Source organism: Corynebacterium sp. CQ3829_602738 (genome assembly GCF_054478435.1).
On record NZ_CM137003.1, the window covers coordinates 1,677,742 to 1,699,439 of the forward strand.

At 65.0% G+C, this 21,698-nt stretch carries 22 protein-coding genes; 4 read left to right on the plus strand and 18 right to left on the minus strand.

All coding sequences use genetic code 11. The annotated features are described in order from the left end of the window. Positions 1-256: 256 nt before the first annotated feature. Complete coding sequence (locus ACX1NL_RS08080; protein WP_202032190.1) at positions 257-628, minus strand: DUF3040 domain-containing protein; 372 nt, start codon at positions 626-628, stop codon at positions 257-259. Between the two features lie 111 nt (positions 629-739). Continuing rightward, entirely contained in the window at positions 740-1,177 is a 438-nt protein-coding gene (locus ACX1NL_RS08085) for an SAV_6107 family HEPN domain-containing protein (RefSeq protein WP_370642144.1), read from the minus strand. A gap of 152 nt (positions 1,178-1,329) precedes the next feature. On the opposite strand from ACX1NL_RS08085, the gene ACX1NL_RS08090 reads away from it, so the two are divergent. Genes ACX1NL_RS08090 through ACX1NL_RS08100 form a run of 3 tightly spaced genes read left to right on the plus strand, consistent with a single transcriptional unit; the run spans position 1,330 to position 4,525 of the window. Continuing rightward, on the plus strand, positions 1,330-1,893 hold the full coding sequence (locus tag ACX1NL_RS08090) for a GNAT family N-acetyltransferase (RefSeq protein WP_181888745.1): 564 nt from the start codon (positions 1,330-1,332) through the stop codon (positions 1,891-1,893). A 44-nt stretch (positions 1,894-1,937) separates the two neighbouring features. Then, positions 1,938-3,020: a polyprenyl synthetase family protein gene (locus ACX1NL_RS08095; RefSeq protein WP_338026591.1), complete on the plus strand. Its 1,083-nt coding sequence runs from the start codon at positions 1,938-1,940 to the stop codon at positions 3,018-3,020. Next, entirely contained in the window at positions 3,020-4,525 is a 1,506-nt protein-coding gene (locus tag ACX1NL_RS08100) for an alpha-(1->6)-mannopyranosyltransferase A (RefSeq protein WP_458897839.1), read from the plus strand. Before ACX1NL_RS08095 ends, ACX1NL_RS08100 begins: the two co-directional genes overlap by 1 nt. Here the strand turns inward: ACX1NL_RS08100 and ACX1NL_RS08105 are convergent. Next, positions 4,428-4,790 carry an Rv2175c family DNA-binding protein gene (locus tag ACX1NL_RS08105; protein ID WP_458897840.1) on the minus strand — a complete coding sequence of 121 codons (363 nt, stop codon included), beginning with the start codon at positions 4,788-4,790 and terminating at the stop codon, positions 4,428-4,430. The two genes, ACX1NL_RS08100 and ACX1NL_RS08105, sit on opposite strands and share 98 nt — an antisense overlap. A gap of 25 nt (positions 4,791-4,815) precedes the next feature. Between ACX1NL_RS08105 and ACX1NL_RS08110 the strand changes: the two genes are divergently transcribed. Next, positions 4,816-6,177 carry a protein kinase domain-containing protein gene (locus ACX1NL_RS08110; RefSeq protein ID WP_458897841.1) on the plus strand — a complete coding sequence of 454 codons (1,362 nt, stop codon included), beginning with the start codon at positions 4,816-4,818 and terminating at the stop codon, positions 6,175-6,177. Positions 6,178-6,698: 521 nt separating this feature from the next. Here ACX1NL_RS08110 and ACX1NL_RS08115 read toward each other — a convergent pair. The 15 genes from ACX1NL_RS08115 to ctaF all read right to left on the minus strand — a co-directional run bounded on the left by ACX1NL_RS08115 (position 6,699) and on the right by ctaF (position 21,685). Next, the gene (locus tag ACX1NL_RS08115; RefSeq protein WP_181889614.1) at positions 6,699-7,712 is read right to left on the minus strand and encodes a DDE-type integrase/transposase/recombinase; all 1,014 of its coding nucleotides are present in this window, start codon (positions 7,710-7,712) and stop codon (positions 6,699-6,701) included. Then, entirely contained in the window at positions 7,691-8,602 is a 912-nt protein-coding gene (locus tag ACX1NL_RS08120; protein ID WP_181890113.1) for a hypothetical protein, read from the minus strand. Before ACX1NL_RS08120 ends, ACX1NL_RS08115 begins: the two co-directional genes overlap by 22 nt. Positions 8,603-8,957: 355 nt before the next feature. Further along, positions 8,958-10,346 (minus strand): class II 3-deoxy-7-phosphoheptulonate synthase, encoded by a 1,389-nt coding sequence (locus ACX1NL_RS08125; protein WP_392398896.1) that lies wholly within the window; start codon positions 10,344-10,346, stop codon positions 8,958-8,960. 80 nt (positions 10,347-10,426) lie between these two features. Then, the gene (locus tag ACX1NL_RS08130) at positions 10,427-10,936 is read right to left on the minus strand and encodes a polyadenylate-specific 3'-exoribonuclease AS (RefSeq protein WP_181888750.1); all 510 of its coding nucleotides are present in this window, start codon (positions 10,934-10,936) and stop codon (positions 10,427-10,429) included. Then, entirely contained in the window at positions 10,937-11,152 is a 216-nt protein-coding gene (locus ACX1NL_RS08135; RefSeq protein ID WP_034998511.1) for a hypothetical protein, read from the minus strand. After that, on the minus strand, positions 11,149-11,877 hold the full coding sequence (locus ACX1NL_RS08140) for a lysophospholipid acyltransferase family protein (RefSeq protein WP_301614346.1): 729 nt from the start codon (positions 11,875-11,877) through the stop codon (positions 11,149-11,151). Before ACX1NL_RS08140 ends, ACX1NL_RS08135 begins: the two co-directional genes overlap by 4 nt. A 14-nt stretch (positions 11,878-11,891) precedes the next feature. Continuing rightward, complete coding sequence (locus ACX1NL_RS08145; RefSeq protein ID WP_458897842.1) at positions 11,892-12,845, minus strand: ROK family protein; 954 nt, start codon at positions 12,843-12,845, stop codon at positions 11,892-11,894. 11 nt (positions 12,846-12,856) lie between these two features. Beyond that, the gene (locus tag ACX1NL_RS08150; protein WP_458897843.1) at positions 12,857-14,005 is read right to left on the minus strand and encodes a glycosyltransferase family 4 protein; all 1,149 of its coding nucleotides are present in this window, start codon (positions 14,003-14,005) and stop codon (positions 12,857-12,859) included. Next, positions 13,989-15,017 carry a C40 family peptidase gene (locus tag ACX1NL_RS08155; RefSeq protein WP_458898927.1) on the minus strand — a complete coding sequence of 343 codons (1,029 nt, stop codon included), beginning with the start codon at positions 15,015-15,017 and terminating at the stop codon, positions 13,989-13,991. Before ACX1NL_RS08155 ends, ACX1NL_RS08150 begins: the two co-directional genes overlap by 17 nt. Positions 15,018-15,177: 160 nt before the next feature. After that, entirely contained in the window at positions 15,178-15,927 is a 750-nt protein-coding gene (locus ACX1NL_RS08160) for a C40 family peptidase (RefSeq protein ID WP_458898928.1), read from the minus strand. Between the two features lie 540 nt (positions 15,928-16,467). Further along, positions 16,468-18,099, minus strand: coding sequence for a cytochrome bc1 complex cytochrome b subunit (gene qcrB, locus ACX1NL_RS08165; protein ID WP_239356970.1), 1,632 nt, complete (start codon positions 18,097-18,099; stop codon positions 16,468-16,470). Further along, entirely contained in the window at positions 18,099-19,319 is a 1,221-nt protein-coding gene (gene qcrA, locus ACX1NL_RS08170) for a cytochrome bc1 complex Rieske iron-sulfur subunit (RefSeq protein ID WP_181888757.1), read from the minus strand. The genes qcrB and qcrA overlap by 1 nt, the downstream gene beginning before the upstream one ends. Next, positions 19,316-20,164, minus strand: coding sequence for a cytochrome bc1 complex diheme cytochrome c subunit (gene qcrC, locus ACX1NL_RS08175; protein ID WP_181888758.1), 849 nt, complete (start codon positions 20,162-20,164; stop codon positions 19,316-19,318). Before qcrC ends, qcrA begins: the two co-directional genes overlap by 4 nt. A gap of 63 nt (positions 20,165-20,227) precedes the next feature. Further along, positions 20,228-20,848: an aa3-type cytochrome oxidase subunit III gene (gene ctaE, locus ACX1NL_RS08180; protein WP_181888759.1), complete on the minus strand. Its 621-nt coding sequence runs from the start codon at positions 20,846-20,848 to the stop codon at positions 20,228-20,230. 405 nt (positions 20,849-21,253) lie between these two features. Beyond that, positions 21,254-21,685: an aa3-type cytochrome oxidase subunit IV gene (gene ctaF / locus ACX1NL_RS08185; RefSeq protein ID WP_239306640.1), complete on the minus strand. Its 432-nt coding sequence runs from the start codon at positions 21,683-21,685 to the stop codon at positions 21,254-21,256. Positions 21,686-21,698 lie beyond the last annotated feature (13 nt).

Sequence of the window (21,698 nt, forward strand, 5' to 3'; positions counted from 1 at the left end):
TCTGACGTGTCGCATTTTCACAGCTCAAAGCCGCTATTTCGCCGTGGGCGAGTTTACCCGCAAAGTCTCGAACCACGGCTCACACACGCCACTTTCTCCCCCTCTAACCCCATGGCTTTCGTCCCGAGTGGAACGTCTGCACCCAAGTTTGGGCGCTTTTGGGGCACAGGTGGGGAGAAGTGGGGGATTTGGGGCGGGCACGAAAAAGCGCCCTCCCGCTATGCCGGGAAGGCGCTGTCGCAGATGCCGTTAAATATTACTGACGGTCCTCAAAACGCCGACGAAAGCTTTCCTCCATGCTGGCGCTGCGCTGGGTGCGGGGCTTTGCCTGCCTGGACGCGCGTGCGGACGGGGACGACTGGTTCGACGGGGTGCGCAGGGCCATGATGCCGCCGAAGAGCATGACTGCGAAGCCGATGATGCTCAGCACAATCGTCCAAATGCTCAAGCTCGCCAGTGCCACGCCGCCGAGCAGCAGCACGAGCCCCAAGACGATCAGCGCGACGCTGCGCATGGTCAATCGCCCCGTCTTAGGCGCGGAACCGAAGCCAGATTCAGTCACGACACTGCTACCGAATTTCGGGTCGTCCGCGAAGAGCGACTGCTCAATTTCGCGCAACGCCCGCATTTCCTGCTCAGATAGAGACACTGCTCACTCTCCAGATACCGATGGCGGACTGACAATATCCGATTAACGGCCATGGTACGCAGATTGTTCCCGTGTCCCACTTTCGTCCCGCTAGGCGGCCATCGGCACCTCCCCTGCACGGGTGGACAGGTAGAACTCCTCCGCATCCGCAAGTAAGCGGTGCACGACGGCCGCGCCCGGATCCGTTTCAATGCCGGACGCCACCCTGCCGCGTTGCGCCGAATAGCGCTTGAACACGGCCGCCCAATGCGCGCCGTCGTCGCCCGTGAGCGCGAGCTTGTCCCACGCGCTGGTGGGCAGCCGCTTGCGCTTGCGCACGACCGGCGAGCCCGCGTTCCGCGCCCCGGCGACCCGAAGCGCCGCACGGTAGGCGTTTTCCATCGCCACGTCGTGCCTGCCAGCCTCAAAATCATCGTGCGCCAGTCCAATCAGCTCCTCGGCCGCGGCCAGGAACTGGTCCGCCTTGCTGATACGCGCGCCCCGCCCGTACACCGCACCGGTTGTTGCCGAAACTACGCTTCCCATCATCGCTTCCTCCTGCGCAAACATTGCTTTCGTTTAAGTGATGGGCTCACCCTAAAACACCCGTTCGACACCACCGGCCCCTCAAACGAACGTGTGTTCGAACCAATGTTTGGGTTCTTGTCACGCCCCGCACCCGCAAGTGCTTCCATAGAGGGGTGACTGCAACCATCCAGCGCCTCACGGCAGCCGAGTTCCTGATGCTCGTCCCCACGCTCGTTGACATCTATATCGAGGCCATGGGGTACCCGCGGTCTATGCGCCGCCAGCGCATTCAGGTGTGGAAGGGCGAGGTGCGCTCCCCCGGTTTCACTGCGATCGCGGCGATCGAGGGCGGCCAGGTCGTGGGCGTCGCCTACGGCTTCATCGGCACCCGGGAGCGCTGGTGGGACCGCCAACTCGTGCGCGCGATGGAGGCGAACGGCGGGATCACGGATCAGGACCGGGACATGCTGCGCAGCTACTTCGAGGTCGCGGAGGTGCACGTCTCCCCCGCCCTGCAAGGCAATGGTCTGGGCTCCCGCCTGCTCACGGAGCTGCTGCGGGAAGCCCCGACTCGCTGGGCGCTGCTGTCTACTCCGGAGGTTGCGGGCGAGGCGAACAACGCGTTCGGGCTCTACCGAAAGTTCGGTTTCACGGACGTGGCGCGCAATTTCCTCTATGAGGGAGATAAACGGCCCTTCGCCATCCTCGCCCTCGATCTGCAAAACCCCACTGGGTAGGGTTTGCAGGGAAAGCACGAATTTCAGGCACGAGGAGCGTGGGCGTGAAAAATCTTGGGCTCGAGGACGTACCGGCACAGGTGGAGCAGCATCTTGCAGCGTTTTTTGACGAGCGCGCGAAGGCTGTCGAAACCATTGGTGAGCCTGTCGCCCACGCCGTGGGCCACCTGCGTCGCTTTGTCCTCGGCGGCGGCAAGCGCGTGCGCCCCACGTACGGATGGGCCGGGTTCGTCGGCGCCGGCGGTCTTCACGGCACCGAGGACCCCGCGGCAGTGCTTCGCGCGGTCAGCTCGCTGGAGCTGATCCAGGCGTGCGCGCTGGTGCACGACGACATCATCGACGCCTCCGACACCCGGCGCGGCAACCCCACGGTGCACCGCGCGCTCGAAGCGGAGCACCGCAGCCAGGGCCTGCTCGGCTCCGCGGAGCTCTACGGCACGAACGCGGCGATCCTGCTCGGCGACCTCGCACTCGCCTGGGCTGAGGACATGTGGCGTTACTCCGGCGTCTCCCAAGACGCGCTCGCGCGCGCCGCGGAGCCGTGGGTGGGCATGCGCACCGAGGTCATCGGCGGCCAGTTGCTGGACATGATGCTGGAGAGCCTCGGCAGCGAGTCGGTGGAGATGGCCAACCGCGTCAACCGGTTCAAAACGGCGGCGTACACCATCGAGCGCCCCCTCCACCTGGGCGCGGCGCTTGCGGGTGCGGGCGATTCGCTTATCGACGCCTTCCGTGGTTACGGCCGCGACATCGGCATCGCGTTCCAGCTGCGCGACGACTTGCTCGGCGTGTTCGGCGACCCGGCGGTGACCGGCAAGCCGGCCGGCGACGACATCCGCGAAGGCAAGCGCACGGAACTGTTCGCCACCGCCCTCGAGCTGCTGGACCAGGCGGACCCGGCCGCCGCGCAAGAGCTACGTGACGGGATTGGGAAGACGGAGGACGAGGCGGAGCTGCGTCGATTAGCAGCGCTCATCCGCTCCAGCGGCGCGGAAGACGCGGTGGAGGCGCGCATCGAGGAGCTCACCGCCTCCGGCCTGGGCTTTTTGGCCGGCGCCGGCATCAACGACGCCGCCGTTGAAGCGCTCACCGTGCTCGCGCACAAGGCCACCGACCGGCGGATGTGATGCGCCCGCAGCATTTGGGCGTGGCCGCCTGCGCGCTGATCGCCGTGGGTTCGTTCGGCGCCGGCGCGACCCGCTACCGCGGCGGCCTGCTGCGCGCGGTGGGCCTGGAGCACCTGTCCTACGGGCACGGCCGCGCGCTGATGGACGTGCTGCTCACCGCCGGCATTCTCGGCCTGGTGGTGGCGTGGGTGCTGCTGTGGAAAACCCGGCCCGGCCTGGCGCAGGTGCGCCGCAGCGTGTGCTGGTGGGCGGGCGTTCTCGCGCTGTCCGCGCCGATCCTGTCGCGCGACGTGTACTCCTACCTCATGCAAGGCGCGATGCTTCGCGACGGCTTCGACCCCTACTCCGAAGGCGCCGCCGTCAACCCGGGGCCGTACCTGTGGGAGGTCTCCCACGACTGGCGCAACACCACCACGCCGTACGGTCCTTTGCACCTCGGCGTGGGCAAGGCGGTGACGTGGCTGGTCGGCGAGAACGTCACAGCTGGCCTGGTGGTCTACCGGCTGATTTCGCTGGCCGGGTTCGCGCTGATCGTGTGGGCGCTGCCGCGGATAGCGAAGCAGATCGGCGGCGACCCTGCCCTCGCCCTGTGGCTGGGCGCGGCCAACCCGGTGATGCTGCTGCACCTCATCGGCGGCATGCACAACGAGGCCGTCATGGTCGGTCTGGTCAGCGTGGGCCTTCTGTCGTGCCTGCGCAGCCGCTGGTGCACCCCCGGCATCGCGCTGATCGCGCTGGCGGTGTCGCTGAAAGCCACCGCCGCGGTGGCGCTGCCGTTCGTGGTTTGGCTGATGGTCCAGCGGCGCAGCACCACCACGCTTGGCGCCGCCGGCATGCTCGTGGCCGGCGGGGCGTGGGCGCTCGCCGTCAACGTCGCGGTGATCCAGCTGGTCACGTGGGCATCTGGCACCACCTGGGGGTGGCTCGAAGAGATCACCGGCAACTCGAAGGTGATCAACCCGCTCGCCGGCCCCACCCTCGCCGCCGAACTGATCACGCCGGTGCTCCAGCTTTTCGACGACACGTTCCGCTACAACACCGCCCTCGGCTGGACCCGCACCGTCTTTTCCGTGCTCATGCTGGTTGGCCTGGCGGTGGTGTGGTGGATTTTCCGCCCCCGCCGCGGCGAGGCCTACGAGCGCCGCGCCGTCGCCGGCACCACCGCCGCATACACCGTGGCGTTTGCCGCAAACGCGGTGACGCTGCCCTGGTACTACGCCTCCGTCATCTCGCTGGCAGGCACGTTTAAGCCACCGGCTTGGGTGGTGCGGGTGACCGTGGGGGCGTCCATAGTCGTGGCGCTGGCGTTCAAGGGCAGCGGCAACCACCGCCTCTACGACATGTGGTTCCTCGCCTTTGCCGCGATCGCCGCCGTCGTGGCGGTGGAGTGGCTGTTTAGGGATCCGGCTAGAACGCCATCGCCTGCGCGCGGCGGATCACTTCGCGAGCTTTTTGGCCGTGCAGCGCGTCCACAGGACGCCCCGGCAGAGACTCATCCGGCGTAAACAGGAACGCCAGGATCTCGTCGGCGTCGTAGCCGCCGTCGAAAAGCACGGTGATCGCGCCGGAGACGAATTTGCTCAAGCCGTCCTCGCCGAGCAGGCTCGCCGGCACAACCTTCTTGCCGTTCTTGACGTAGTGCACCAGCTTCTTCGCGCCGATGTAGTCATGCACCTTGGTCACCGGCACGCCCAGCTTCTCGGCGACATCCGGGAACGGCAGCAGGGTTTCGTCGATAAGCAATTGCTCAAGATTCGTTTGTGCGCTCACGGTCGGCGATTCTACTCTGGTGCACATGGCAACCTTGCGCGCAGGCACGACACTGGACGGGCGTTACGTTGTCGACCGCCCAATCGCCCGCGGCGGCATGGCCACGGTCTACCGCTGCGTCGACGCGCGACTCGGGCGCGAAGTGGCCGCGAAAGTCATGCACGAGCAGTACGTGCACGACGAAGTGTTCCGCGAGCGATTCCGCCGCGAAGCCCGCGCAATGGCGCAGCTCAGCCACCCGAACCTGGTCAACGTGTACGACTTCTCCGCATCCGGCGGCGAAGTATTTTTGATCATGGAGCTGATCACCGGCGGCACCCTGCGCGAGCTGCTGGCAGAGCGCGGCCCCATGCCCCCGCACGCCGCCGCGGCCGTGATGCGCGGCATGCTCACCGGGCTTTCGGTCGCGCACGCGAAGGGGATGGTGCACCGCGACATCAAACCGGACAACGTGCTCATCGACACCTCCAGCCGCGTCAAACTCTCCGACTTCGGCCTCGTGCGCGCCACCGCCGAAACCACCCAATCCACCGATCAAATCGTCGGCACCGTCGCCTACCTCTCGCCCGAGCAGGTCGACGGAGGGGCGCTGACCGCCGCCTCCGACGTCTACTCCGCCGGCATCGTCCTCTTCGAACTACTCACCGGCCGCACGCCGTTTAGCGGCGAGACCCCCTTGGCCCACGCGTACGCGCGGCTGCGCTCCGATGTGCCCGCGCCGTCCTCGCTGATCGCGGGGGTGCCCAAGCTTTTCGACGAGCTCGTGGCCACCGCCACCGCCCGCAACCCGCACGACAGGTTCCACGACGCCGCAGAGTTTTTGGCGGCGTTGGACGATGTGGCCAGCGAGCTGCGGCTTCCGTCCTACACCGTGCCGGCGCCGCGCAACTCCGCCGCGCACCGCGCCGCCGAGCACCCGACCAATTTTGGGCTGGCCGCGGGGGTTGGCGGTGGTGCTGGCGGTGCTGACTCGAGCGCCCAGAGCGCCGCCCACCAGCGCCTTTTCCCCGGCGACGACGCCCCCACCCGCGTCTCCCCTTCCCCCGCCAGGCCGGCCCAGCCAGCACCCGGCCCGGCGCGCGGCCAATGGCCCGCGGCTGCTCCGGCTGCCGGTCCTGCGCCAGTCCCGGCCGCTGGCCCGGCACCTGCTCCAGTGCCTGCACCTGCGCCGAGACCGATTCCCCCCGACGCCCCGGATGCCCCCTCCTCCCGCGAATCCGCTTCCCGACGTCCCACCGTTAAACCCGTGTCGAACCGTTCCCCGTTCGGCGTGGCCCTGTACACCGTCTTCGCCATCATCGCGATCGTCGCCGTGGCGCTGGGGGCTTGGTGGTTCGGCTCCGGCATGTACGGCGAAATCCCGGAGGTCATCGTTCCCCAGCCCTAGCCGGGCGACTTCCACTATGCAGCTGCATAGTGGGTATCAGCCAACCATTGGTGACGGCCAAGCTGTCCGCAAAAGCAGAGTCCGCAACCGGCGCCTCGTCGCTATGCAGCCGCATAGTGGGTGCCGGCCAACCATAGGTGACGGCCGAGTTATCCGCAATGCAGAGTCCGCAACCGGCGCCTTGCCGCTATGCAGCTGCATAGTGGGTGCGGGCCAATCATTGGTGGCGGCGGAGTTGTCCGCAATGCGGGGTCCGCAAGCACCGACCCCTCCCTGCGCTCGCAAGATCTGACAACCGTCCGACTTTTCTGCAGGTAACCGAGACCCGATTTCAGAAAAATGTCAGCTTTTACGAGGGACCACCACCCACCGCTATGCAGCTGCATAGTGGGTGACGACCAATCATTGATGGCGGCCGAGTTGTCCGCAATGCGGAGTCCGCAAGCGCCGCCCCCCCTCCCGGCGCTCGCAAGATCTGACGACCGCCGCTTTGTGTCAAGTGGTTGTGAACAGTTTCTGGTTCAGGCGACGGTAAGTGTGGGTGATTGTGGGCGGGTTTTGGTGGTTGTGCGGATGATGGTGACCTCTTTGGGTAGTCCGGTCGGTGTTTTGGGCATTGCGGTGATGAGTCCGGCTTCGAGTGCGGCACGTGCTGCGTTGATGCGGTTGGTTTCGTATTGCTTCCAGGTACCGTCGAGCACGCTTTGCGGGGTGTAGCCGTTGATGCCGCTGTGGGGCCGGTTGTTGTAGTGCCTGGTAAAGCGGGCTACCCATTGGGTGGCGGCGTCGATGTCGGCGAAGGCTTTCGGGTAGTACGCAAATCCCTTCATGGTGTGGAACAGTGACTCCATCTGGGGGTTGTCGTTGCTTGTTGCCGGCCGGCTAAACGATGCGTCAACGTCGTGTTTGGCGAACACTCGCTTTAAGGCGTTGCTTCGCATAGCTGCCCCGTTGTCGGAGTGCACGGTTTGCACTGTGGGGTAGCGCGTCAAGATGTCGTCGAAGAGTTTGGATACACCGCGTGCGTCTTCGCGGTGGGTGACCAACGTGCCGATCACGGCGCGTGAGTACAGGTCGATGATGGTGTGGCAGGCGTAGTTTTCGTTGACGAACGGGCCAGGCAGGAATGTGATGTCCCAGCACAGCACTTGTGCTGGTGCAGTAGCGACGACATGTGGTGGCTGGTTGTTGCCGCGTTTCGACCTGCGTTTGGTGCGAGTGCAGTTACGGTGCTTCAACAGTCTGTTGTGCTTGCGGGCGATGCGGTAGAAGCTGCTCAAACTGGCGACGTAAACGCCGTGGTTATAGGCGTTGTAGAACACATCGTCCACGCTCGATTGCGGGTTGGCGTCCAGCTGGGCGAGGATCTTATCGACGTGTTCCTGTGTGAGCCGGGCGATGTTGCGTTCGTGGTGGGCAATCGGGTTGGCGGTTTTCGGCCGCGGGTTGGATTCGTAGTAGATCCGGCTGCGGCTGACTCCCAGCAACACACACGCCCGGGAAGTGGAGTGGCCTAATCCGACAAGGGCGTCGATGAGTCGTTGTTCTTCTTGTCGACCAGCTTCATAGCGTCGCGTTTCGTCTTCGGATAGGCGTTTTCCTCCGCGTCGTAGTCCACGCCAGGAAGATCGGGCATGGACGCTAAAGCTTTTCCCAACACATCACTGGTTTTGACCCATTTATCCAGTTCTTGTTCTTGCCGGGTGAGTTTGCGGTTGGCTTTGGCGAGTTCTTTTTTCAACCGTTCGTTTTCCCGAATCATCGCCTCAACCTGGCGACGTGACTGCGTGAGGTCATCTGAGGTGCGTTTTCCCACTGTTCCTGCCTTTCGTTTATGCGTGTAATGCGCGATCGACCCGTCTGCGACCATGGTGGCCCACCGCAGCACTGTCCGGTGGCACAGATCATGCCTGGCGATAAACGCCTCCTTTTCACCGTAAGGAAGCGAAAGGTAGCGCTGCACCAGCGACGTCACCGCCGCGGCGTCGAGCACCGCTGGCAGTTCCTCGTCGCCGACCGACGCTGCCTTTTGCTGCGCGCAGGTCAAAAGCCCAAGCTGTTGGCCCCACCGAAAGATCTTGGCTCCATACAGCCCATGGCGATCAAGCCAGATACCTTTCGCCCCATACGGCAACTGGCGATAGATCGTGACCATCTGTCGCTTCTGAGCGGCAGTAAAATCCAACCCCCGCGAATACGGCTGGCACGCTGTAAACACAACCGCGCCAGCCTGCGGCATAACCAGGTCATCCTCGTCGAGGACCTCGCCAGGAGACAGCACCGTCACCGCAAGGGACAACACATCATCAGCGCGAAGCCTCCGCCTGGGCAGGCGACCGCTTCGAACCTGTTGACCACCGACCGAAGCTGCCTCGGACAGCACGTCCGGCTCCGGGATCAACACTGGAACATCGAGCAAAGTCATGAACAAAACCTCCTACGGATCGTTGTTCACAACCAGCCTGACAGAGAGGGCGCCCGACATTTCCGCAGGTCACTAAGGGCCAATTTCGGCAGAATGTCAGCTTTTACGAGGGGCCACCACCCACCGCTATGCAGCTGCATAGTGGGCACCGACCAACCGTTGGTACTGGCCGAGGTGTCCGCAATGCGGAGTCCGCAAGCAGCGCAATTTTGTACGAATCGACAAAACGCCCCGGGTCTCCATTCCCCCACCTGGGGAAATGCCGGAGCGTTGTCGATTCGTACAAAACCCGCCGGCCCCGAAGGCCCCGAAGGCCCCGAAGACCAGCAGAGCACACAAGCGGGCCGACTGAAGACTAGTAGCGCAGCATCTCGGCGACGAGGAAGGACAGCTCGAGGGCCTGCTCGGTGTTGAGGCGGGGGTCGCAGGCGGACTCGTAGCGGCCGGGCAGGTCGACGTCGGTGATGTCCTGGGCGCCGCCGAGGCACTCGGTGACGTTTTCGCCGGTGAGCTCGATGTGGATGCCGCCCGGGTGGGTGCCCAGCTCGCGGTGGACCTCGAAGAAGCCTTGGACCTCGTCGAGGATTTTGTCGAAGTGGCGGGTTTTGTATCCGTTTGAGGAAGTGAAGGTGTTGCCGTGCATCGGGTCGGACTGCCATACCACCTTGTGGCCGGACGCCTCGACGGCCTTCACGATGCCCGGCAGGACCTCGCGGACCTTGTCCTGGCCCATGCGGATGACCATGGTCAGGCGGCCAGGGATGCGGTCCGGATCCAGCTTGTCGGCGTACGCGACGGCCTCCTCCGGGGTGGTGGTCGGGCCGAGCTTGATGCCGATCGGGTTGGAGATCAGGGCGGCGAAGTTGACGTGGAAGTCGTCGATGCCGCGGGTGCGCTCGCCGATCCAGAGTTGGTGGGCGGACAGGTCGTAGAGTCTGGTATCGCCCTTGGAGTCGGTGGCTAGGCGCAACATGGCGCGCTCGTAGTCCACAAGCAGCGCCTCGTGGGAGGCGTAGACGTTGGAGGTGCGCAGGTTGTCGTCGCGCACGCCGCAGGCGTCCATGAAGGCCAGGGAGCGGGAGATCTCGCGTCCCAAAGCTTCGTAGCGCGCACCCGCCGGGGAGTTGGTCACGAACTCGCGGTTCCAGTCGTTGATGTTGTGCAGGTCGGCGGTGCCGGACGCGGTCAGGGCGCGGACCAGGTTCATCGCTGCGGACGAGTTCGCGTAGGCGCGGACCATGCGGGCCGGGTCGTGGCGGCGGGCTTCCTCGGTGGGCTCAACGCCGTTGACGATGTCGCCGCGGTAGTTAGGCAGGCCGTTCGCGTCCAGGTCAGAGGAACGCGGCTTCGCGTACTGGCCGGCGATGCGCGCCAGCTTCACGACGGGCATGGACGCGCCGTAGGTCAGCACCGCGGCCATCTGCAGCAGGGTGCGGACGTTGGCGCGGATGTGGGGCTCGGTGTTGGACTCGAAGGTCTCGGCGCAGTCGCCGCCCTGCAGCATGAACGCCTTGCCGTTGGCGACGTCCGCCAGCTGGGCCTTCAGCTCCTCCACCTCGGGGGCGAGCACGACCGGCGGCACGGACTCGAGGATCTTGCGCACGTACTGCGCCTGGGTGGGGTCCCAGGAGGGTTGCTGCTTCGCGTCGCGGGAGATTGCGTCCTGGAACTGCTCGTTCAGGTCGCCCGGCAGCGGGGGCAGGTCCGGCAGTACGTCTTTGGGGATGTCGATTGTCCAACTCACCCAATCAGTAGTAGCACGAATCCCACCGCACTACAACCTATTTCACCTGCACTTTCCCAAACGGTGAAGAAACTGTCTCACTATTTGGACACTGCGCCGGAGGCGTCGATAGGCAATGCCTCCATGCAAACGCGGAATTTACGCAGGTTGTGGCGCGCATCCACGAGCGCGTCGTGGTTGCCATCCGGCACCTTGGGCAGGCGCGGGCGCCCCGCCATCTGCCAGTACTGCTTCAGCTCGCGCGTGTAGCGCGGAAGGTCCTTTGGCAAGCCGGCCATGTCGCCCCAGAGCTGGGCGAACACGACGTGATCGTAGGCACCGACCCAGGCCCACAGCTCCGGCTTGCCGCGGCCGGCGGTGAGAAATTCGTGGGCCTCGTCGCGGATCTGCTGCAGCGGCTTCCACGCCGGATGCGAAGCGCGCGGCAGCTTGTTCAGCACGTTCTCGCGCACCCATTCATTCGCGTTGGAAGCATTAAACTCCGTGCTCACGGCGTAATATTCGCGTCCGTCTTCGGCGACGATGCCGATGGAGACGAGCTCGATGGTGGAGCCGTCCTCGATAAATTCAGTGTCGTAGAAATACCGCATCTACTTGCGCTGCTCCGACCGGATGTCGTCGAGAAGCTCGCGTCTCGACGGCCCCTTCGGACCGCCGCCGCGGCGGGGCCAGAACATCACCGCAGCCACCGCCAACACGGCGAGCGGCCCGGCCAGCTTGGGGTACCAGCCTGCCTCGGAGGCAACCAGGTAGATCGCCACCACAACGGCGACCAGCGCAAAACGGATAATCAGCGGTTTGTTCACGGGCGTGCCTCCTCCGGGTACTCCCCCGTCTCCGCCAGCGACTTCTTCACGTCCGAGGCGTAGACATCCACGTAGTCCTCCCCCACCATGTCCGCGAGGCGGCGCATGCAGTAGTCCGTGAACGGGCGCATGACCTCGCGCGATGCGGGGTCGAAGCCGTGCTCGGCGGCCCAGGCGTGCGGGTGGATCTGCTCGGAAACCTTGATGCGCACCTTCACCGGGCGCGGGATTGTGGTGCCGATCGGGTTGGCTTTCCCAGAGCCGATCATGCCGATAAGCACGATGGGTGCGCCAGTGGCCATGGCCACGCGCGCTATGCCGGTGCGGCCTTTGTACACGCGCCCGTCCGGGGACCGGGTGCCCTCCGGGTAGATGCCGAACAGGTCGCCCTTGCCCAGTACACTTTCCGCCGCGTTCTGCAGCGCGTCGCCGGCGTCCTTGGAAGCGCGGTCCACGGGGATTTGGCCCACCGAGGAGAAGAAGAACTTCTGGATGCGCCCGGACAGCCCCGGCGAGGTGAAGTACTCCTTCTTCGCAGGGAAGGTGATCTGGCGCTTGACCAGAAGCGGCAGGTAGAACGAGTCCAGCACGGCCTGGTGGTTGGACACCAAAATCGCGGCGCCTTCGTCGGGGATGTTCTCCGCGCCCTCGATGGTGGGGCGGTTCCACACAAGTAGAGGTGGCCCGAGAATAACCTTGAACAGGGAATACCACTTGTTGTTCATCGTTTACTCGCCTTCTACAGCAGTTCACGGGCCAGATCAGCGACCCCGATCATACCCGCCCGGGACCCCAGCTCAGCGCACAGGATCTCCGGCTGCGGGCGGTATCCGGTTCCGACGATGTTGGCGGCCATGGACGCGCGGGCGTCGTCCAGGTACAGGTCCGCGTCCTCGCTCACGCCGCCGCCGAGGACGATGTGTGCGGGGTCCAGCACGTCGGCGACGATCGCAAGACCGCGGCCGAGCCAGGTGGAGAAGCTGTCCAGGGCGGCCTGCCCCAGCGGGTCACCAGCGCGGGCTGCGGCCATGATGTCGTGTCCGCTCGCCCGCTTCTCGACGACCGCCCGGTACACCGACGAATCGCGAAAGCTGCCCTTGGTGGCGATTTCAATGGCGCAGTCCACAAGCGACGTGCCGGAGGCGTAGCGCTCTAAGCACCCCTGCTTGCCGCAGGAGCACACGCGCCCGCCGGGGACCACGGTGATGTGGCCGAACTCGGGCGCGGTGCCGAACGCGCCGCGGTAGATCTCGCCGTGGTGCATCAGCGTCGCGCCGATGCCGGTGCCGACGGCGAAGAACACCCACGTGTCCAGGTCGCGGCCGGCACCGTAGCGGTACTCGCCCCAGGCGGCGGAGTTCGCGTCGTGCTCCAGGCGTACCGGCAGGCCCAGCGCCTGCTCGAGGTCGCGGCGCACGGGCTGATCGTCGCGCCAGGCCAGGTGCGGCGCGAAGCGCACGATCTCGCAGTCAGGGTCCAAAAAGCCCGCCACGGCCACGCCGACCGCCCCGATGTCGTGGGATGCGCGCAGCTCGCCGACCATCTCCACGATCGTGCGGGTGAGCCCCTCCGCGTCGTGCGGTGTGTCGGTGCCGAGCGAATCGACGATCACCCCGTCAGCGTCCACCACTGCTGCGCGTGCGTTCGTGCCGCCGATGTCGAATCCGACGGTCATCGGTGAGTGAGCAACCATGGAATGGCAGTCTAGTCCCGCCGCCCGCGAGCGCTGCATAGCGCAGCCAACCGCGCCCCGAGCACGTCCCAGGAGAAGTGCTCGGTCACATGCGCGCGTCCGGCGCGACCCATCTGGGTGCGCCTTTGGTCGTCGAGAAGCAGCTGCGCAATCGCCTTGGCGACGGCATCCGTGTCCCGGCCGTCCACCACCACCCCCGTCTCCGCGGTGACCGTCTCGGGCGCGCCGCCGGAGTCGCCCGCGACGACGGGCACGCCGCACGCCTGCGCCTCCAGGTAGACGATGCCGAGGCCCTCGACGTCGAGCCCGCCGAGACGGGTGCGTGCGGGCATGGCGAACACGTCCGCGGCCGCCACGATGTCGCGCAGCCGCTCCCCCGGCACCGCGCCCGTGAACACGACGCCCTCGCCCGCCATCGCCTTCAGCTTCCGCTCGTACGGCCCGGAGCCCACGATGACCAGCCGGGCGCCTTTTGCTTGTCGACGAACCTCCGGCCACCCCCGAATCAGCACATCTTGCCCCTTCCTGGCCACCAGCCGCGAGGAGCAGACCACCAGCGGCGCGTCGCCGACGCCGAGGAATTTGCGGGCGGTGGCCCGCTGGGAGGCGGTTGCGGGGCGGAAGAACTCGGTGTCCACGCCGGACGGCAGCGCCACGAACCGGGGGCGGGTGCCCAGCGCGGTCAGGCGCTGTCGCGTGTATTCCGAGATGTAGGTGACGGTGTCGGCGCTGCGGCCGATGGCGGTTAAGACCTGGCGGGCGACGGGCAGCATGCCCCAGCCGACCTCGTGGCCGTGGGTGGTGGCGATGACGTAGGCGGCGCCGGCGCGCTTCGCGGCAGCGCCCATCAGCGCCAGCGGTGCGGCGGCGCCGAACCACACCGTGCCGATGCCGCGGTCTCGGATGAGACGCTGCATCTCGCGGCTTGTGGCCGGGGTGGGCAGCATGACGCGGCGCGGCCAGCGCACCACGGTGTACGGCGCGGACGCGTCCCACTCGCTGGCCGCGTCGGCGTCTTGGGTGGAGGCGAACACCACGAGTTTGTCGGGGCCGAGGCGGTTCGCGAGTTCGCCGGCGAAGTCCCGCAAATACGACTGAATCCCGCCCACTGTGGGCGGGAAGTCGTTGGTGACCAGCAGCGTCTTAATAGCGAACTGCACCCTGGATCGGCATGGAGTTCAGCGGCACCACCTGGATCGGGATGCCGTAGTCCGAGGAGTGGACCACCATGCCGTCGCCGATGTACATGCCCACGTGGGTCACGCCCGGGTAGTAGCCGATGATGTCGCCAGGCTGCAGGGCGTCCAGCGACACCGGGGTGCCGCCGGCAAGCTGCGCCTGCGAGGTGCGCGGGATGCCGATGCCGTTCTGGGCGTAGGCCCACACCATCAGGCCGGAGCAGTCGAACGCGTCCGGGCCGGCAGCGCCCCAGCCGTACGGCTTGCCCAGCTGCGCCATGGCCGCGGCGACGATACCGGAGTCCACACCCGGCAGGGACGCGGAATCCACCGGGTTGTCCTTGTTCATCCACCGCTGGCGGTCCGCCTCGTTCAGGCTGTCCACGCGGCGCTCAATGTCGGCGACGCGCAGATCCAACTCCTCGCGCTCCTCTTCCAGCTTCTTGCGCTTGCCGTCCAGCTCGTTGCGGGCGTGCTGCGCTTCTGCCACCGCGATGCTGGCCACGCTCGCGCGCTCGCCGGCGGCGCGGTTGGCGTCCTCCAGCTCCGTCAGCGCGCGCTGCGAGTTCCGGCCCAATGCGGCCAGGTACGCAGACCGGTCGATCGCCTCCTGCGGGTTGCCGGAATCCAGGGTGGTCAAAATCGCGTCGGACTTGGGGATGCGGTAGCGCGAATGCGCAATGTCGCCGACGTTCTTGCGCTGCGCGTCCGACACTCCGCGCAGGGACTCGAGCTGGGACTTCGCCTCGGCGGCGCGGGCGTTCGCCGAACGCAGCTTCGCCTCGGACTCGGTAATCTCGTCCTCCAGCTCCTTGATCTCCTCCGCCTTCGCCGTGGCGTCGTGGGAGACGGACTCCATCTCCTCGATCAACGCGTCCACGTCGTCCGCATGTGCGGGGGCCGCGGGAAACACCGTTGTGGCGATGACGCTGCCGGCGACAGTGGCCGCGACGGCGGCGCGGGAGCGGTTGGGGCGGAGGGAGTGCTTACCCACGGTGGACACCTCTTCAGATTTCTGCACGAACGAACAAACTATAGCTGCTCCCGTGGCCGTCGCCAAGCAAAATGCTCAACGTGTGACTTGAGTGAATACTGAGGTAAGAGAGAAAAAATGCCCCGCCCGCGCGATGCGGGACGGGGCACAGTTTCTACTCTTAGAAGCGGACCACGGAGTGGATCGGCATCATGTGCAGATCGCGGTAGCCGACCGGGATACCGGAGTTCAACGCGTCGATGATCTGGCCGTTGCCAGCGTAGATGGCAACGTGGGAAGCGCCGCCGTAGTAGGCGACGATGTCGCCCGGCTGGATGTCGCTCAGCGCGACCTGCTGGCCGGCAGACGCCTGTGCCTGGGAGGTGCGCGGAATGGACTTGCCAGCCTGCGCGTAAACCCAGGAGGTGAAGCCGGAGCAGTCGAAGGCGTTCGGGCCCGCAGCGCCGTAGACGTACGGGGAGCCGATCTTGGACTGCGCGATGGAAACGATGCGCTCGCCAATGGACGGCTCCGGAGCCGGTGCGGCAACCGGTGCGGAGTAGGTTTGCTGAACCGGTGCCTGAGCCGGTGCCGCCGGGCGGACCTGTTGCTCGACGTTAGCGAGGAACTGGGTGAAGCCCGGGACGTTGGCCACGCCCGGCATTGCCTTCACAGAGGCAATGGCGTTCTGGACGTTGCCGTTTGCCGGTGCGCCAGCGAGCGACGGGATCCAAGCGTCGATGCCCGGAATGGATGCGATGCCCGGGACATTCTCGATGCCCGGAACCTGGACGGAAACCGGAGTGTTGGGAACACGGACCTCTGCTGCGGAGGCGGCGGCCGGCGCGACCAGAGCGGCGCCCGCTGCGACGGCTACGGTAGCCGCTGCTGCGCGTGCTGCGGTGTTGTCCTGGCGACGGTGCTTTGCCACGATAGTTTTCTCCATATCTTCTCTTCGCCAACCGGGTTAGCTGTCGGGCCGGGCGTTGAGAAAAGACCCTGCGCCCCACGGGAGCTTCTGGCTCCACTGCGGTTCCCCGGTCCCCATGGCGTACGGTCCGCGGATTCGGACCGCCGCTTCGGGTGTCGGCTCATATGTTGTTTTCGGTACATGCTGCCAACGGCTGTTGTCGCAATGTCTCGAACAGGTTACGAAACGGCAACAACGGTGTCCACCCGCCACGCCGTTACAGTTCCGTTATCAACAAAAATATTGTGTGACACGACCGCCTCTCAGCATGCTTTAACGTCCTCTCAGGGACGCAGAACAAGACAGTTTTCCACGCGTACGCTGGCGTTTTTTGAGTGGCGCTCAGCCCGCGCGACTTCACTCAAGGTTTGCACGCAGACACAACCATAAATCTCCTGTGGTCTTTGTCACATGGCCTTGTTTACGCGTTTGTAACAAAGCAAAACCCCCTCTCCCATAGCCGGGAAAGGGGGTCAGCTTGCGACCGCAAGAGCGCTATTTTTACTCCGCGTTCTCGTGAGTTGCGTCGCGGTCGGAGCGATCCTTCGTCGCCTCGAGCGCACGCATCGTCTCGACGGCCTCGTGGTGCTTCTGCTCCTCAGCGTCGCGCACGCGCTCAGTGACGCCGAGCTCCGCCGGGGAGAACTTGCCGATGGTGTCGGAGTCCGCGAAACCGAGCTGGTTCATCTGCTTCGGCACGCGGGCACCTGCATACTCCAGCGGCACCGGGTGGCCGTGCTCGTCCACCGGGCCCAGCGGCTGGTGGATCTCCACGAACGCGCCGTTGGGCAGGCGCTTGATGACGCCGGTCTCGATACCGTGCTCGAGGACCTCGCGGTCGGAGCGCTGCAGGCCGATGCACAGGCGGTAGGTGATGAAGAAGGCCAGCGGCGGCAGCACGATCAAGCCGATACGGCCGACCCAGGTCATCGCATTGAGCGAGATTTGGAAGAAGTGCGCCACGTGGTCGTTACCACCGGAGAGGGTCAGCAGCAGGAAGAAGGTCAGGCCCATGACGCCGACACCGGTGCGCACAGGAACGTCGCGCGGACGCTGCAGCAGGTTGTGGTGGGCGGTGTCGCCGGTGACCTTCTGCTCGATGAACGGGTAGGTGATCAGCAGCACGACCATCAGGCCACAGAGCAGGGCCACCCAGAACGCGCCCGGGATGGTGTAGTTGCCCAGGTAGAGCTCCCACGCCGGCATGACACGGGCGGCGCCGTCCGTCCACAGCATGTAGATATCCGGCTGGGAACCAGCGGACACCTGGGACGGGTTGTACGGGCCAAGGTTCCAGATCGCGTTGATGGAGGTGAGACCAGCCATGCCAGCCAGCACCGCGAAGACAACCATCATGTAACCGATAGCTTCGGTTGCGAACACCGGCATGATGCGCACGCCGACGACGTTGTTCTCGGTGCGGCCCGGACCCGGGAACTGGGTGTGCTTCTGGAACCAGACCAGCGCGAGGTGAGCCGCAACCAGGGCGAGGATGATGCCCGGCAGGATCAGCACGTGGAGGATGTAGAAGCGGTCCAGCATCAGGTCGGACGGGAAGTCGCCGCCGAAGATTGCCCAGTGGATCCAGGTGCCGATGATCGGCAGGCCCAGGATGATCGCGGACATGATTCGCAGGCCGACGCCGGAGAGCAGGTCGTCCGGCAGGGAGTAGCCCATGAAGCCCTCGATCATGCCCAGCAGCACCAGAGTGACACCGATGAGCCAGTTGGCCTCACGCGGGCGACGGAACGCGCCGGTGAAGAACACGCGCATCATGTGGGCGAACATCGCCATCATGAACATCAGCGCGGCCCAGTGGTGCATCTGGCGGACAAACAGGCCGCCGCGGACGTCGAAGGAGATATCGAGCGCGGTTGCGTACGCGCGGGACATTTCGACGCCGTTGAGCGGCAGGTACGCACCGTCGTAGATGACCTTCGTGATGGACGGGTCAAAGAACAGTGCCAGGTAGATACCGGTCAGCAGCAGGATGATGAAGCTGTACAGCGCCATCTCACCGAGCATGAAGGACCAGTGGGTCGGGAAGACCTTGTTCAGCTGCGGGCGCAGCACGCCCGAGATTGTGTAGCGCGAATCAACGTTGTCCGCGACTTGCTCAAGTTTAGTGCTCATTAGGACTGACGCTCCCAGAATGCCGGGCCGACGGGCTCAATGAAGTTCCCGTTGGCGATGAGGTAACCGTCTTCGTCAACAGTCACAGGCAGCTGCGGCAGTGCGCGGGCGGCCGGGCCGAAGACCGGCTTGCCGTACTGCAGCGCGTCGAACTGCGACTGGTGGCACGGGCACAGGATGCGGTTGGTCTGAGCCTCGTACAGCGAGGTCGGGCAACCGATGTGCGTGCAGATCTTGGAGTAGGCGTAGTAGTCGCCGTAGTGGAAGTCCTCCTGGCCTTCGCGCTCAACCGCCTTTTGCGCGTCTTTGGAACGCAGGCGGATGAGCATGACCGGGTTACGCGGACCGTGGATCGAGTGCATGTGGTGCTCGTAGACGTCGCGGGTCGGATCGTAATCGTCGCCGTCGTTGACGTCCTCCGGGTAGAGCGGGAACACCGTTTCCATTGCGGCTGCCGCGAGGTCCTCCGGGCGCATGCGCACCAGGCGGGACACACCCGCGGTGGTGTAGTGCGAGCCGGTTTCGCCCTCGTGCAGCTCGGCGATAGCGCCGGTGTCGCGGCCGAGGTAGACCTTTACTCCCTTGTCCTGGATGGTCCAGCCGTGGGTCCACAGGGTGCCGTCGCCGTGGTAGTCCAGCTCGTGGCGGACCTTCCACGGGTTCTTGATCGCGCCGCCGAGGGGAGCGATGACCATCAGGCCGGCGAGAACGCCAGCGGTGCCGAGCAGGCCCTTCAGTGCCGAACGACGGCCGAGGGTCGATGTCTCCCATGCGTCGTTCAGCAGCGCGGTGGTGGTGCGGCGGTCCAGCTCGCTGGAGCGGCCGTCGTGGCGGCGCTGCACTGCGATCTCTTCCGGCACAAACTTCTTCACGTACTGGATGATCGCCACGCCGAGGCCAACAAACGCCAAAGCCGCGGTCAGGCCAAGCAGCGGGGTGTAGAGGGTGTAGACAAACAGACCCTCATCACCGTGGAACTTCGGGTGCCACGGCCAGAACAGGTAGACGCCGAGGAAGGCCAGCGCGGAAATGATCGAGATAGTCAGCCAGATGCCGATGCCGGCAGCAGCGGACTTCTCGCGCGGATCGCCCTCGACCGGGAAGCGCTCCTTGCGGTACGCCACCGTGACATCGTCGAGCTCGGTGCCCAGGGCAGCCAGCTCCGCATTGCTCATGCGGTCCAGCTCTTCCTTCGTGTAATTCTTCTTCACATCACTCATGAGCGAGATCCAATCCACATAGCAGCGGCAGCGACCAGGGTCACGCCGATGATCCACATCGCCATACCTTCAGAAACCGGGCCGAGGCCACCGAGGGCGTAGCCGCCCGGGGACGGGGTTTCCTTGGTGGACTTGATGAAGGCGATGATGTCCTTCTTCTCGTCAGCGGAGAGCTGACGGTCGGAGAACTTCGGCATGTTCTGCGGACCGGTGAGCATGGCCTGGTAGATCTCCTGCTCGTTGGCCGGATCCAGTGCGGGCGCGTACTTACCGGAGGACAGTGCGCCGCCGCGGCCGGTGAAGCTGTGGCAGGAAGCGCAGTTCAGGCGGAACAGCTCGCCGCCGCGGGCGACGTCGCCTTCCTGGATCTTGCCGTCGTAGTCCTTGCCGCGGAGCTCCTCCATGGCAAGCGAGCCGTCCTCGTTGTACACCAGCTCCGGGCCACCGCCGTTCGCTGCGACGTAGGCAGCGAGGGCGAGAGCCTGCTCCTCGGTGTAGCGCGGGCGCTTGCGTTCCGCCTGCGCGTCGTTGGACATCATCGGCATACGGCCGGAGTTGACCTGGAAGTACACGGCGCCTTCGCCGGTACCGATGAGCGACGGACCGCGGTCCTGAACGCCCTGCAGGTTTGCGCCGTGGCAGGTGATGCAGGCGATGTCGTAGAGGTCCTTGCCCTCCTGGATCATCGCTTGCTCATCACGGGCCGCCGTTGCCACCTGTGCGTTCGGGGTCAGTGCGGACGCGAGAAGCCCCGCGCCGGTCAACCCCAGCGTCAAGGCCGCAGCGCCAGCGAGCGTGCGCTGCGTCTTGCGTCCCTGGCGCTTCTTCTTGGGTGTGTTTTCCATTGTGTTCCCTTTATCGACTTTTCAGAACTTTTCCGCTCCCCCAGGCATTCACCTGGAAGAGGACTACTGAACGAGGTAGATGGTGATGAACACGCCGATCCAGATGGCATCGACGAAGTGCCAGTAGTAGGAAACTGCCATTGCGGCGGTTGCCTGAGCCGGGGTGAACTTCGACTTGGCCACGCGCAGCAGCACCACGATGAACGCGATGATGCCGGCGGTCACGTGCGCCATGTGGAAGCCGGTGATGATGTACACCACCGAACCGAAGACGGAAGACTGCGGCGTAACGCCGGCCGTGACCATCTCGGTCCACTCGAAGGCCACCAGGCCGAGGAAGATGACGCCCAGCACAATGGTCACGGTGAACCACTTGCGCAGGCCGAACACGTCACCCCTCTCGGCGGCGAACACACCGAACTGGGAGGTGAAGGAGGACGCGATCAGCACAGCGGTGATGATTCCGCCGAACACGATGTTGAGATGATCGGTCTGGGTGCTCCAGTCACCGTTAGCGAGGCCGTTTGCGCGCGACGTGAAGTACATCGCGAACAAACCGGCAAAGAACATGAGCTCTTGGGCGAGGAACGCAATCGTGCCCACGCTGACCATGTTCGGACGGTTCAGCGCTGGGACGCGATTCTGCGGCGTCGCCATATCTTGGTTTGTCATTGCGGTCGTCACGGATGAGATTATCCCCTATTTCGTCCTGATATTCATCTCACTCACCCCCGCATTTTTCCTGTGAACTCGCGCGCAACCAGCACCTTTTCGCACGGCCCGTATTGCGGAAAAACTTTTTTCAATTTCCCGGGAACTTTTCTGCCTCATATCCGACTAGAACGATGCTGGTCATCGCATCGGGTGCACGCCTACTGCCCTACCTCGCAGAATTGGCCGACAATTTTCTGGACGGCTCTCCCGGCCTCGAAAAGTTCCCCGGTGTGCCTGATCTCACATCTCCCGCAGCTTGCCCGCCCGCGCAAAATGGGGGACAAACTTTCGGATGATCGGACCATTTTCGACCGTCAAACGCAAAAATTCCCCCGCCGCGACCCATCGCGGCGGGGGGAGTTTTCGTTTCAGCGTTTAGTGCTTCTCGCGCGGAATACCGTACTGCAGGCTCAGCATGGTAGTGGCCCAGATCAGGAACACCGCACCAAGGGCGAGCAGCCACAGCTGCCAGAAGGCAATGCCCAAGCCGAGCACGCAGATCGCCATCGCCATCGTGAACGGCCAGATGGAGCTCGGAGAGAAGAAGCCGAGCACGCCGGCGCCGTCTTCGATCTCCGCCTCTTCCCAGTCCTCCGGGACGATGTCCATGCGGCGCTCAGTGATGCTGAGGTAGCCGCCCAGCATGAAGGAGAAGACGGTGGCAAGTACGAGGCCGACCGAGCCGATCCACTCGATACCGAACAGGTACGCGTCCTCGCCGATCCACGTCGTAGCGAGGATGTAGAACACGGCCATCAAAGCAAGGAAGGTGCCGATGGCGTAGAAAACCTTTGATCCAGTTCCCATGGCTTCGCTCTCT

Excerpts from the sequence above, each read along its gene's own strand:
- ACX1NL_RS08100 (WP_458897839.1), top strand. The coding sequence starts at position 3,020 with ATGCGCCCGCAGCATTTGGGCGTGGCCGCCTGCGCGCTGATCGCCGTG.
- ACX1NL_RS08080 (WP_202032190.1), bottom strand. The coding sequence starts at position 628 with ATGCGGGCGTTGCGCGAAATTGAGCAGTCGCTCTTCGCGGACGACCCG.
- ACX1NL_RS08145 (WP_458897842.1), bottom strand. The coding sequence starts at position 12,845 with ATGGTTGCTCACTCACCGATGACCGTCGGATTCGACATCGGCGGCACG.
- ACX1NL_RS08120 (WP_181890113.1), bottom strand. The coding sequence starts at position 8,602 with ATGACTTTGCTCGATGTTCCAGTGTTGATCCCGGAGCCGGACGTGCTG.
- ACX1NL_RS08140 (WP_301614346.1), bottom strand. The coding sequence starts at position 11,877 with ATGAACAACAAGTGGTATTCCCTGTTCAAGGTTATTCTCGGGCCACCT.
- qcrB (WP_239356970.1), bottom strand. The coding sequence starts at position 18,099 with ATGAGCACTAAACTTGAGCAAGTCGCGGACAACGTTGATTCGCGCTAC.
- ACX1NL_RS08130 (WP_181888750.1), bottom strand. The coding sequence starts at position 10,936 with ATGCGGTATTTCTACGACACTGAATTTATCGAGGACGGCTCCACCATC.
- qcrC (WP_181888758.1), bottom strand. The coding sequence starts at position 20,164 with ATGGAAAACACACCCAAGAAGAAGCGCCAGGGACGCAAGACGCAGCGC.
- ACX1NL_RS08110 (WP_458897841.1), top strand. The coding sequence starts at position 4,816 with ATGGCAACCTTGCGCGCAGGCACGACACTGGACGGGCGTTACGTTGTC.
- ctaF (WP_239306640.1), bottom strand. The coding sequence starts at position 21,685 with ATGGGAACTGGATCAAAGGTTTTCTACGCCATCGGCACCTTCCTTGCT.
- qcrA (WP_181888757.1), bottom strand. The coding sequence starts at position 19,319 with ATGAGTGATGTGAAGAAGAATTACACGAAGGAAGAGCTGGACCGCATG.
- ACX1NL_RS08085 (WP_370642144.1), bottom strand. The coding sequence starts at position 1,177 with ATGATGGGAAGCGTAGTTTCGGCAACAACCGGTGCGGTGTACGGGCGG.